Annotated in this window: 11 protein-coding genes; 8 read left to right on the forward strand and 3 right to left on the reverse strand. The window is 62.3% G+C overall.

What is annotated here, in order from left to right; genetic code table 11:
• Nucleotides 1-107: 107 nt before the first annotated feature.
• The gene (locus EFD56_RS18760; protein WP_085742271.1) at nucleotides 108-1,148 is read left to right on the forward strand and encodes an alpha/beta hydrolase; all 1,041 of its coding nucleotides are present in this window, start codon (nucleotides 108-110) and stop codon (nucleotides 1,146-1,148) included.
• 11 nt (nucleotides 1,149-1,159) lie between these two features.
• On the opposite strand, the gene EFD56_RS18765 is transcribed toward EFD56_RS18760, so the two are convergent.
• The 3 genes from EFD56_RS18765 to EFD56_RS18775 all read right to left on the reverse strand — a co-directional run bounded on the left by EFD56_RS18765 (nucleotide 1,160) and on the right by EFD56_RS18775 (nucleotide 3,915).
• Entirely contained in the window at nucleotides 1,160-1,783 is a 624-nt protein-coding gene (locus tag EFD56_RS18765; RefSeq protein WP_126905953.1) for a carboxymuconolactone decarboxylase family protein, read from the reverse strand.
• Nucleotides 1,784-1,897: 114 nt separating this feature from the next.
• The gene (locus tag EFD56_RS18770; RefSeq protein WP_126905957.1) at nucleotides 1,898-3,448 is read right to left on the reverse strand and encodes a sensor histidine kinase; all 1,551 of its coding nucleotides are present in this window, start codon (nucleotides 3,446-3,448) and stop codon (nucleotides 1,898-1,900) included.
• A gap of 47 nt (nucleotides 3,449-3,495) precedes the next feature.
• Nucleotides 3,496-3,915 (reverse strand): hypothetical protein, encoded by a 420-nt coding sequence (locus tag EFD56_RS18775; RefSeq protein ID WP_010005497.1) that lies wholly within the window; start codon nucleotides 3,913-3,915, stop codon nucleotides 3,496-3,498.
• 349 nt (nucleotides 3,916-4,264) lie between these two features.
• Between EFD56_RS18775 and EFD56_RS18780 the strand changes: the two genes are divergently transcribed.
• The 7 genes from EFD56_RS18780 to EFD56_RS18810 all read left to right on the forward strand — a co-directional run.
• Nucleotides 4,265-5,314 (forward strand): LacI family DNA-binding transcriptional regulator, encoded by a 1,050-nt coding sequence (locus tag EFD56_RS18780; RefSeq protein WP_085742273.1) that lies wholly within the window; start codon nucleotides 4,265-4,267, stop codon nucleotides 5,312-5,314.
• Nucleotides 5,315-5,319: 5 nt separating this feature from the next.
• Complete coding sequence (locus EFD56_RS18785; RefSeq protein WP_406549959.1) at nucleotides 5,320-6,933, forward strand: acyl CoA:acetate/3-ketoacid CoA transferase; 1,614 nt, start codon at nucleotides 5,320-5,322, stop codon at nucleotides 6,931-6,933.
• A complete protein-coding gene (locus tag EFD56_RS18790) occupies nucleotides 6,926-7,705 on the forward strand; it encodes an enoyl-CoA hydratase/isomerase family protein (protein WP_085742275.1) in 780 nt (259 codons plus the stop codon). Before EFD56_RS18785 ends, EFD56_RS18790 begins: the two co-directional genes overlap by 8 nt.
• The gene (locus tag EFD56_RS18795) at nucleotides 7,705-9,225 is read left to right on the forward strand and encodes an aldehyde dehydrogenase family protein (RefSeq protein WP_085742276.1); all 1,521 of its coding nucleotides are present in this window, start codon (nucleotides 7,705-7,707) and stop codon (nucleotides 9,223-9,225) included. The genes EFD56_RS18790 and EFD56_RS18795 overlap by 1 nt, the downstream gene beginning before the upstream one ends.
• An 89-nt stretch (nucleotides 9,226-9,314) precedes the next feature.
• Nucleotides 9,315-10,577: an ABC transporter substrate-binding protein gene (locus EFD56_RS18800; RefSeq protein WP_126905955.1), complete on the forward strand. Its 1,263-nt coding sequence runs from the start codon at nucleotides 9,315-9,317 to the stop codon at nucleotides 10,575-10,577.
• 101 nt (nucleotides 10,578-10,678) lie between these two features.
• Nucleotides 10,679-11,632 (forward strand): carbohydrate ABC transporter permease, encoded by a 954-nt coding sequence (locus EFD56_RS18805; protein WP_126905956.1) that lies wholly within the window; start codon nucleotides 10,679-10,681, stop codon nucleotides 11,630-11,632.
• Nucleotides 11,629-12,337, forward strand: a 709-nt coding sequence (locus EFD56_RS18810) for a carbohydrate ABC transporter permease (RefSeq protein WP_164736842.1), incomplete at its 3' end; no start/stop codon positions are given. The genes EFD56_RS18805 and EFD56_RS18810, both read left to right, overlap by 4 nt.

Genomic DNA, 12,337 nt, shown 5'->3' on the forward strand with positions numbered 1-12,337 from the left:
TAATGCGGGCGCATGAAAAGCCTAGGGTTCATGCCCCACACCCTTTTGACTCCGGTGGGCGAAGCGGCCAAAGATACCGCCATCGCCAGCATCATCGGGAGAAGTTGATGAAGGGTCGGACTTTGCCAGATCGAAGAGCGCCTAAGCGGCTCGGATACCTGTTTCCTGCCTTGGCGGCGGCCCTGCTGCTATCGGTGTCGGCAGTGCCGGGACAGGACATCGGGCCGCAAAGCCCCGGCTCGCGTGTGCAGGTCGAAAAACTCCTCGGTCTCTGGAAGGAGCATTTTGCCGGCGCCGACAGCCTGCAGGAGCGGCGGACAGCTTTCGCGCGGCTGATGCAGACGATGCCGGGACCGACCCGCATCCAGGTTCGGCAGGTCGATGCCGATGGAGTCGATGCAGAGCTCATGTGGCCCGCCCGTCTTCATCACCCGATCGGTGAGAGGGTAATTCTCTATATTCATGGCGGCGGCTTTTCCGGCGGCTCCATCCGCACGCACGGCCTGTTCGCCGGCTCGCTCGCTAAGGCGGCATCCAGCGACGTGCTGCTGATCAATTATCGGCTGATGCCCGAATATACCTATCCCGCGCAGATCAACGACGCGGTGACGGCCTACCGCTGGCTTCTCGACAACGGCTATCGCAACGACAATGTCGTCGTGGCAGGCGACGGTGCCGGCGGTAATATCGCGCTCGAGACGGTGCTGCGGCAAATACAGGCCGGAAAGGCGCTGCCGGCGGCGGTCATTGCGCTCAGCCCAATCACCGATCTTGCCGCGACGGGCGGATCCATGACATCGAATGCCGGCAGCGATCCGCTGGTCGGCAAAGACTGGATCGAGACTTTGCGCAAGGCCTATCTCGGCCGAAAGTCCCCGAGCGACCCCCAGATATCCCCGCTCTATGCCGACCTGACCGGTTTTCCGCCGCTACTGCTGCAGGTCGGCTCCGGCGAGGCCCTGCTGGACGACACGCTGCGCCTTGCCGACAAGGCGCGTCAGGCGGGTGTTGATGTCACCACCGAGGTCTGGCCGGGGATGCCGCATCAATGGCAGCTGTTTCCCGCTCTGCTCGACGACGCCGACCGTTCCAGCCAGACTATCGCCGAGTTTGCAATCCGGCATTTTGCGGACAAACCGCAGGAGTAGGGGCCCACGCCTCATTGTGATGTGCCGCGCGATGGAGAAGGCGCAAGAGGCCTCTCGACCTCCCGGCCGACGCTGAGCGCCTTTCGCACGTTCGGCTCCAGCCGCTCGATATAGGCGTGGTCGGGTACTGCACCCAGCGCATCCAGCATTTTCGAGAAGAAACAGCGGGCCGCTGCCGCCGCCGTGACGTCGAAGATTTCGGCATCGCTCAGCCCGTGTTTTTTCAATCCGTCTATATCCTGCTGCGTGACCGATGTCGCATCGCGCGCCACCTTGGCGGCAAAGGCCATGATCGCGCGTTCGCCCGCGTCGATCGGCGCCTTTTCCGTCTCGTTGACAACGGCCGTCAGCCCGTCGCTGGTAAACCCCTCGCGCAGCAGCACGGAGCCGTGCGCCAGCATGCAATAAGAGGATTTCAGCTCCTTGGCCGCTGCCAGCGTCACCAGTTCGTAGCGCCTGAGGCTCATATGGCCGCGAATGCTCGAAAGGAGCGCCGCCCAGCACTCCATCACTTCCGGCCGGTGGCCGAAGGCACGATACATGTTCGGCAGATAGCCATAATTGGCCTCGGCCGACGCGTACATCGACGTCGTTTTCTCGCTGGCGGATGCGTTGGGGGTGTGAATGAAAGCCATGGCATGGTCCTCCTCTATTGCGAGAAGGATAGGGTAGATCTGCCGGACAGCAATCCTGTGCCGCCAGTTCGAGCCTACTGTCACCCTACATAATTTGGTGGTGCCGCAGACTGCTCAAGAGGCCCGGGTGATCGCGCTGTCATTGTTCGCCGGAACGCCACCATGTCTCTTGATCGGGAGGGTGACGGTGAACGTCGATCCGCACCCTCTTGCGCTTTGCACCTCTATTGAGCCCTGATGCAGTTCGACGATCTGCTTCACCAGGTTGAGGCCGATGCCGGTTCCGGCGATCCCCGTCGAAGTGCGGGCGCGGAAATAGCGCTGAAACAGCCGAGGCACATCTTCGGCATCGATCCCCACTCCGTCGTCGCTGATCGAAACCTTGACGTTGCCGGTTTCCTCCCAGGCTGCAATCCGAATCTCGGAGGTCCCGGGGGCATATTTCACGGCATTGGAAAGCAGGTTGGTAAACACCTGGGTCAATGTGCGGGGATCGGCATCGATGAATTCCGGCAGCCCGTCTATGTCAATCATGAAGCTGTGCGTCTTCGAGATCGTCGACTGCCGCTCGCAGCAGCTTCGGATCAGTGATCTGAGCGCGCAGGCGCCGTAACTGATATCGATCGTGCCGGTATCGAGGCGGCCCACTGACAGGATGCTCTCCATGAGATCGACGATGCGGCTCACCGATGCGCGGATCTGTTCGGCTTTGTCGCTCAGAAATTCGGGCTCGACTGCGCCGCCTTTTCGCAGCAGCCGTTGGGCGGCTGCGTCGATGATTGCGAGCGGCGTGCGGAACTCATGCGACGCCATCGCCACGAACTGCCGCTGCAATTCGTTGATGTTTCTTTCCTGCGCGAGCATTCGCTCCACCTCACGCGCCTGCCGCTCAACCTCAGCCGTGCGGTTGCGCACCGTAACTTCGAGCTGATCGTGGTGGCGGCGCAGTTCTTCGGCCAGCCGCACGGTCTTGGTGACGTCCTCATGGGTGGCCACATAACCACCATTCTGCATCGGATTGTGAGTGATTTTGACGATGCGGCCGTCGGTGAGCGCGATGTTCTGGCTGGCCGGCGCACCGAGCGCCGTCGCTTCGAAAACGACGTCAAAATAGGTGGCGGTGTCGGCCGGTCCATTTCCCTGCTTGGCCCGATAGGCCAGGATATTTGCGAGCGGCGTTCCCGCTTGTGTCAGTCGATCCGGCAGACTGTACATCCGCGCGTAGGAGGCATTGCACAATATCAGCTTCCTGGTTGAATCGAACATGCACAGCCCATGCGGCATGTTGCTAAGGGCTGCGTCGAAGCGGTGGTGTTGCTCGGCCAGGCTGACTTCGACGCGAATGAGCGTCGAGATGTCTTCATAGCTCAGGATCCAGCTTCCCTCTCTCGAGGGCGCGCAGGTCAGCGAGATCATCCGCCCGTCGGGCAATGCAAACTGGGAGCCTTGCGGCTTGCCGGTCGACGACCGCGAACATGCCGCTACACGACAGTCCGAGGTACCCGGCAACTCGTCGATATCCATTCCCTTCCGCAGGGCGCCCTCCGGAAGGCCGAGAACCTCCAGCGCGCGGGAATTGAAAGTCGTCACCATATTGGCAGAATCAAGCAGAACAACGCCCTGCGGCAGGTTTTCCAGAATGGATTCGAACGAATGCGGCATCATCCGGCCCTGCTTCAGATCTGGCGCGTTGCGCATATCCGTAGCATTGGTCAGAAACTATAAAGTTTCGCTAATGTCCGTCGATCCGAGCTCTTCGACGAAGACCAGGCCTTTTCCCGCTGTTCAGCCGAGTCCGGCCAGTTGCTCGTCCAGAGGTCAAGGCTGTCTTCTCCCACCTCGTTGACATCGCTCGGCATCGGCAGGCCGGCTTCCCGATAGACAAGCCAGGCAACGTACATTGTTGTCGTGGTGAGCGCATTCCAGCCGCTTTCGCTGGGTTTTCCGGCGGCCTCGGAGAGCCGGTGGAGCGTCCCGCGCTCATCCTCGCTGTAGATCAGATCGGAGAAAGAGCGGCCGGTCTGATCTGCATCGCCCCAGCCGCGGATTGCCGCCAGGGCGGCCTCGGCTTCCGGCGCAGCAATCTCGCTCTTTGCGATGTGCGCGACCAGGGACGCCGCGACGGCCGCCAAGCGCCGGGCCTGTTCGCGGGGCGGTAGGGCGGAGTTCGGTACGCAGGTTCATGTCTTCGATCTCCAACGCGCTGGAACAAAGCCATTAACATATCGAAGGCCTTCGTGCCTTCGTGGCAGCGGAGAAGAGCCTGAATCACCGGCAATTTGCGACCGATCCGCTCCCTGTGAGAGGTGATATTCCAGGTCCCGGTTGGCTCAAAATTTAGATCGATCCAAACTTCACCCTTGGGCCTTACCAAAAAGCAGGACGACAAATGCCGGAAAAATGGCGAATCCATTAAATTTCTCTTGACATAATTGGAACGTTCCAAATATCTAAGGGTCATCGGCACATTGGGAGAAGAGCATGACAAAGGCGCGGGTCACCGTCATCGACATTGCGAAGGCCGCCGGCGTTTCGAAGTCGACGGTGTCGCTGGTGCTTCAGGGCTCTTCTCTGGTCAATGAGGCGACGCGCGCCAAGGTCAATGCCGTGATGCGGGAGCTCGGCTATGTCTATAATCGCGGCGCGGCGAACCTCCGCCAGGCTGGGGCCAAGTCGAGGATCGTCGGCGTCGTCGTCAACGATCTGACCAACAGCTTCTTTGCCGAGCTGGCGGTCGGTGTCGACACGGTCGTTCAGTCGGCCGGCTTCGTGCAGTTCCTGTCGAACACCGGCGAGAGCATCGACCGGCAGCGTGAGGTTGTCGCATCGATGCGTGAGCACGGCATTTCGGGGCTCATCGTATCGCCGGCGCGCGCCACCGATGCTGCCGACTTCAAGCCGCTCGTTGCGGCGGGGATTCCTGTCGTGGTTGTGGTTCGAAATCTGCCCGGCGCCAAAGTCTCGTCTATCGTCTCCGACAACCGGGCCGGCATGGTCTCGGCCGTCAAGCACCTGGCTGGCCTTGGTCACAAGCGCATCGCCTTTCTCGGCGGTTTTCCGGACACCGCCGTCTTCGACGATAGGCTTGCCGGTTATCGAAACGGCGTTGATGCGGCCGGGCTCGACTATCACGAAGGATTCGTCATCTCGTCGGCTCCGTCGCGGGCCGGCGGGGTCGAGGCGATCGGAAAGGCGATCGCGCTCGGCCGTCGGCCGACCGCAGCCGTCTGCTTCAACGATGCCGTAGCCTTCGGTGTTTGCGACGGATTGCGCGCGCGCCGTCTGGAGCCTGGCACCGACTTCGCCGTGGTGGGATTCGACGACGTCATCGAGGCGCAGGCGGCGGTTCCGGCGCTGACGACGGTCTCGGTCGACCCGCAGGGCATCGGGCGCCGCGGCGCACAGATGCTGCTCAAGCAGATCAATGCGGGCAAGGCCGAGGCGGAGACGGTGACGACAGCCGTTCGGCTGGTCGTTCGCGAGAGTTGCGGTGCCGGCAAGAGCGTAACATCGAAACAGGACGCTGTGTAATGCACATGAAGAAGCATCTCACCCCAGCCGAAGCGGCCGCGCTCATTCCGGATGACGCCGTCGTCACGGTATCGTCTTCGAGCGGTCTCGGTTGCCCGGACCTGATGCTGAAGGCGATTGGCGAGCGTTTCGAGGCGACCGGCCATCCCCGTGATTTGACGACTCTGCACCCGATCGCCGCCGGCGACATGAGCGGCATCAAGGGCGTCGATTACATTGCCAGAAAGGGCCTGCTCAAGTGCATCATCGGCGGCTCCTATCCATCCGGGCCGTCATCCTCCGAGCCGCCGCTGATCTGGCAGATGATCACCAACAACGAGATCCCGGCCTACAACATTCCCTCCGGCATCCTGTTCGACATCCATCGCGAAGCCGCCGCCAAGCGGCCGGGCGTGCTGACCAAGGTCGGTGTCGACACATTCGTCGATCCCCGGCGACAGGGCTGCGCGATGAACGAGCTGGCTTCGCAACAGCAGGTGGTCAAGCGCGTCAGCTTCGAGGGTGACGACTGGCTGTTCTTCCCCTCGATCGTTCCTCAAGTCGCCATCATCCGAGCCACCACGGCCGACGAGCGCGGCAACCTGACGTACGAACATGAGGGCGCCTATCTCGGCGGTCTCGATCAGGCGCTCGCCGCCCGCAACAATGGCGGCATCGTCATCGCCCAGGTCAAGCGGATCACCAAGGAAGGCTCGCTGAAACCGCATGACGTCCGGGTGCCGGGAATGCTGGTCGACTATATCGTCGTCGATCCCGATCAAAAGCAGACGACGCAGACGGGGTACGATCCGGCGATTTCGGGGGAGATCTTCCGCCCGCTCGACAGCTTCCACGTTCCGGAGTTCAATGTTCAGAAAGTCATCGCGCGCCGCGTCGCGCAGGAGTTGCAGACGGGAAGCTGCGTCAATCTCGGCTTCGGCATCTCGGCCAACGTGCCGCGTATCCTGCTGGAGGAGGGGCTCCACGGCGCCGTCACCTGGGTCATCGAGCAAGGCGCGGTCGGTGGCGTGCCGCTGCTCGATTTCGCCTTCGGCTGCGCGTCCAATGCGGACGCCTACATGCCGTCCCCCTATCAGTTCACCTATTTCCAGGGCGCAGGTTTCGATGCGTCGCTGCTGTCTTTCCTGGAAATCGGCAGGGACGGCTCGGTCAACGTCTCCAAGCTTTCCTTCCGGCCGCATGTGACGGCCGGCGCCGGCGGCTTCGTCGACATCACCGCGCGGGCGAAGAAGATCGTCTTCTCAGGCATGTTCAACGCTGGCGCAAAGCTTTCGATCGCCGATGGGGGACTCATCATCGAAAAAGAAGGCAAGCTGAAGAAGCTGGTGAACGAGGTCGAACACGTCACTTTCAGCGGCAGGCGGGCGATCGAGCAGGGCCAGGACATCATCTATGTCACCGAGCGGTGCGTGATGAAGCTGACCCCTGAGGGCATCGTTCTCACCGAAATCGCGCCAGGCGTCGATCTGCAGTCCCACATATTGGACCAGTCGGAATTTCCGCTGATCGTCGCGCCTGGCCTGAAGATCATGGACGCCGCGCTGTTCGGCGAGGCGAACATCGGCCTGTCGCTTTCGACAAAAAGCGCGCGGACATTGGAGGGCACCTTCCATGGCTAGCGGAACGGTCAGAGTTGACGTCGATGGGTATGTTGCAATCCTGACGATTTCCCGTCCGGAGAAGTTGAACGCGCTCGATCTCGACATGCTGAAAGCGCTGGCCGAGGCGGCGGATGCGGTGGAGGCGAATGCAAATATTCGCGCTGCCGTTCTCACCGGCGAGGGTAAGGGTTTTTCTGCCGGGGGTGATATCAAAGCCTGGGGTGGAATGCTGCCGCAGGAGTTCGGTCACGCCTGGGTAAGGCACGGTCACCGGATCTTCGAAAGGTTGGCGACGCTCCGGGTGCCGCTGGTCGCGGCGCTGAACGGCCACGCGCTTGGCGGCGGGCTCGAACTGGCGGGCGTTGCCGACATTCGCATCGCCGAGGAACACATCAAGATCGGCCTGCCGGAGACCGGCCTTGGAATGGTGCCGGGCTGGTCCGGCACCCAGCGTCTCGTGCGCCGGTTCGGCGCGCAGGCCGTCCGCCGTATGGCGCTCGGCGGCGAGATATTCATTGCCGAGGAAGCCCGCCTGCTCGGCATCGTCGACGCGGTCGTTCCGACAGGAAATTCGGTCGCCGCCGCCAGGCAATATGCCGGGCGGATTGCGGCGCGGGGACCGGCGGCCCTCGAGATCGCCAAGTTGATGATCGCATCGGCGAACGGCGAAGACAACGGAACGGCGGTCGAAGCCCTGGGCTCGATCCTCGCCGCGAAGACCGGCGATCTGAAGGAGGGCGTCGCATCATTCAGCGAGAAGCGCCCGGCAACGTTCAAGGGAGAATGGTAATGACGGTTCTCGTCAACCCCACGGCGCTCAGCGACCACAAGGCGCGTGATTTCAAGATGCTGATCGACGGCAAATGGGAGGCCGGCGCCTCCGATCCAATCGAACGTGTCGCGCCGAGCCATGGTGTGACGGTCAGCCGCTTCCCGACTGGCAGCCGGAAGGACGCCGAGCGCGCCATTGCCGCTGCACGCAAGGCCTTCGACGAGGGGCCGTGGCCGCGCATGACGGCGTCCGAACGCTCCGTCATCCTGCTCAAGGCTGCAGATCTGATCGCGGCGCGTGCCGAAGAGCTGGCATTTCTCGATGCCATCGAGGCGGGCAAGCCCATCACCCAGGTGCGGGGGGAAATTGCCGGCTCGGTCGACATCTGGCGTTATGCGGCGGCTCTTGCACGCGATCTCCATGGCGAAAGCTACAACACACTCGGCGACGGCACGCTCGGCGTCGTCCTGCGCGAAGCGATCGGCGTCGTCTCGATTATCACGCCCTGGAACTTCCCGTTCCTGATTGTCGGCCAGAAGCTGCCCTTCGCGCTCGCCGCAGGCTGCACGACCGTCGTCAAGCCTTCCGAGCTGACGTCGGGATCGACGCTTGTCTTGGGCGAAATCCTGCAGCAGGCGGGCATTCCGGATGGTGTCGTCAATATTGTCACCGGTACGGGACCTGAAGTCGGCGCGGTCATGACGTCTCATCCAGATGTCGACATGGTCTCCTTCACCGGCTCGACCGGTGTCGGAAAACTGACGATGTCGAATGCGGCGCAGACGCTGAAGAAGGTTTCGCTGGAACTCGGCGGCAAGAACCCGCAAATCGTTTTCCCCGATGCCGATCTCGATGCGTTCATCGATGCCGCCGTCTTCGGCGCCTATTTCAATGCCGGCGAGTGCTGCAACGCCGGCTCGCGGCTGATCCTTCACAAGTCGATCGCCTCCGACGTCGTCAGGCGTGTCGCCGAGCTGTCGAAGGGGGTGAAGGTCGGCGATCCCCTTGATCCCCAGACGCAGGTCGGCGCGATCATCACGCCGCAGCATCTGGAGAAGATCTCAGGCTATGTCGCCGGTGCCAGGAGCAGCGGCGCCCGCGTCGCCCATGGCGGCGACACGCTCGACCTCGGCATGGGGCAGTTCATGGCGCCGACGATCCTGGAAGCGGTCACACCCGATATGGCGGTGGCGCGCGAGGAAGTCTTTGGCCCGGTCCTGTCGGTCCTGACATTCGAAACTTCTGCCGAAGCCATCAGCATTGCCAATTCCATCGACTACGGTCTGTCGGCCGGTGTTTGGAGCCGCGATTTCGACACCTGCCTGACGATAGGCCGGTCGGTGCGGGCGGGCACGGTCTGGATGAACACCTTCATGGACGGCGCCTCGGAGCTTCCCTTCGGCGGCTACAAGCAGAGCGGCCTTGGCCGCGAACTCGGCCGTCATGCGGTGGAGGATTACACCGAGACCAAGACGCTGAACATGCATATCGGCAAACGCACCGGTTGGTGGATGCCGCAGACGGAAAAGCTGGTCTAGCTGGCAAAGAGACTACGCCCGGGGAGGGCGGGGTGATCGATGCGGGAATGGTCCCGCATCTTCCAAAGAGGGAACTGGGAGGTTCTTCGATGAATAGGTTTTTGACCACGACGGCCGTGATCGCATTGGCTCTGGCCGGCACGCATGTCGCGGCCCGCGCCGCTGACGTGAAGGAAGTGCAGATGCTGCACTGGTGGACATCAGGCGGCGAAGCGGCGGCTTTGAACGTCCTGAAGGAGGATCTGTCGAAGGAAGGTTTTGCCTGGAAGGACGTGCCGGTGGCCGGCGGCGGCGGTGATGCGGCGATGACGGCGCTGAAGGCGATGGTGGCGGCCGGCACCTATCCGACAGCCTCGCAGATGCTCGGTTATACCGTGCTCGATTATGCCCAGGCCGGCGTCATGGGTGATCTGACCGAGACGGCGAAGAAGGAAGGCTGGGACAAGTCGGTGCCGGCGGCGCTGCAGAAGTTCTCCGTTTACGACGGCAAGTGGGTCGCCGCCCCGGTCAACGTCCACTCGGTCAACTGGCTGTGGATCAACAAGGCGGTGATGGACAAGATCGACGGCACCCAGCCGAAGAGCTTCGACGACCTGATCGCCCTGCTCGACAAGGCCAAGGCGGCCGGCGTCATCCCCTTGGCGCTCGGCGGCCAGAACTGGCAGGAAGCGACGATGTTCGATTCCATCGTGCTGTCGACCGGCGGCCCGGAATTCTACAAGAAGGCGTTCAACGACCTCGACGAGGAATCGCTGAAGTCGGACACGATGAAAAAGTCCTTCGACAACCTGGCGAAGATCGTCAAATACGTCGATCCGAATTTCTCCGGCCGCGACTGGAACCTGGCGACCGCCATGGTCATCAAGGGTGATGCGCTGGTGCAGGTGATGGGCGACTGGGCCAAGGGCGAATTCGTCGCCGCCAAGAAGACCCCGGACAAGGACTTCCTGTGCTACCGCTTCCCGGGCACCGACGGCAGCGTCATCTACAACTCCGACATGTTCGGCATGTTCAACGTGCCCGACGACCGCAAGGCGGCGCAGGTGGCGCTGGCAACGGCAACGCTGTCGAAGAGCTTCCAGTCGGCCTTCAACGTCGTCAAGGGTTCGGTGCCGGCCCGCACCGACGTTCCCGACACCGACTTCGACGCCTGCGGCAAGAAGGGCATCGCCGATCTGAAGGCCGCCAATGAGGGCGGCACGCTGTTCGGTTCGCTCGCCCAGGGTTACGGCGCGCCGCCGGCGATCGCCAATGCCTATAAGGACGTCGTCTCGAAGTTCGTCCACGGCCAGATCAAGAGCTCCGACGAAGCCGTCACCCAGCTGGTCCAGGCAATCGACGACGCCCGCTAAGGGTCGTCGATGACAATGCTTCCCCGCGTGATCTCGCGGGGAAGCTTCAGGCTCCGCAGCGATAAATGCCGAGCGATCCTGCGGGAAGGGAGATGATATCCATGAGCACAGTTGCCACCACCGATCCGGTTCTGACCCCCGGGCAAGTGACGCCGATCTCGCTGCGGGGCCGGCTGCAGGATGCGCTGCCGAAGATCGTGTTGGCGCCGAGCTTCGTCATCACCCTGGTCTTCGTCTACGGCTTCATCGTCTGGACGGCCTATCTGTCCTTCACCAATTCCAAGACCTTTCCGTCCTATGCGCTGACCGGGGCACGCGCCTATCAGCGGCTGTGGCGCTGGACCTTCGAGAGCGACCCGCCGTCGTCCTGGTATACCTCGATCACCAACATGGCGATCTTCGGCTTCCTCTATGTCGGCATCTGCTTAGGCCTTGGCCTGCTGCTTGCCATCCTGCTCGACCAGAAGATCCGTGGCGAGGGGCTGCTCAGGCCGATCTTCCTCTATCCGATGGCGCTCTCCTTCATCGTCACCGGGGTGGCCTGGAAGTGGTTCCTCGATCCCGGCCTTGGGCTCGAACAGACGCTGCACCACTTCGGCTGGACGAGCTTCCACTTCGACTGGATCAAGAACAAGGACTTCGTCATCTACACCGTCGTCATCGCCGGTGTCTGGCAGGCCTCGGGCTTCGTCATGGCGATGTTCCTGGCGGGCTTACGCGGCATCGACGGCGAGATCATGAAGGCGGCGCAGATCGACGGCGCCTCGCCCTTCCAGCTCTATCGCCGCATCGTCATTCCGCTCTTGCGGCCGATCTTTCTCTCCGCCTTCATCGTGCTCGCCCATATGGCGATCAAATCCTACGATCTGGTGGTGGCGCTGACGTCGGGCGGGCCGGGCGGCTCGGCCTGGCTGCCGTCCAACTTCATGTATGAATATACCTTCAAGCGCAACGAGATGGCCGTCGGCTCGGCCAGCGCCATCATCATGCTGATGACCATCTCGGCGATCATCGTGCCCTATCTCTATTCCGAACTGAAGGAGAAGACGCGATGAGCATCTCGGTTTCCTCTCCCTCCCATTCCAGCAACAATGCCCGCTTTCTCGGCCGGCTGGTCATCTACGGCCTGCTGGTGATCTTCGCCATCCTCTACCTGATGCCGCTCTTCGTCATGCTGACCACCTCGTTCAAGACGATGGACGAGATCCAGGGCGGCAACATGCTGGCGCTGCCGCAGGCGCCGACCTTCGATCCCTGGATCAAGGCCTGGGGCGAGGCCTGCGTCGGCCTGACCTGCGCCGGCATCAAGGGCTATTTCTGGAACTCGATCAAGATGGTGGTGCCGGCCGTCGCCATCTCCACCATCATGGGAGCGCTGAACGGCTATATCCTGACCAAATGGCGTTTCCCCGGCCATACGCTGGTGTTCGGGCTGATGCTGTTTGCCTGCTTCATCCCGTTCCAGTCGGTGCTCTTGCCGATGGCGACCATCCTCGGCTCGCTCGGCCGCTTCGGCGTCACCCTGCAGAAGGCCACCGGCTGGAACTTCGGCTTCGGCAATTCGACGGTCAACCTGGTCTTCGTCCATGTCGTCTATGGCTTGGGCTTCACCACGCTGTTCTTCCGCAATTTTTACGAGGCCTTTCCGACCGAGCTGGTGCGCGCCGCCCAGGTCGACGGCGCCAGCTTCTTCCAGATCTTCCGCCGCATCATGCTGCCGAACTCGCTGCCGATCATCGTCGTCACCGTCATCTACCAGT

Source organism: Rhizobium phaseoli (assembly GCF_003985125.1).
Lineage (GTDB): Bacteria > Pseudomonadota > Alphaproteobacteria > Rhizobiales > Rhizobiaceae > Rhizobium > Rhizobium phaseoli.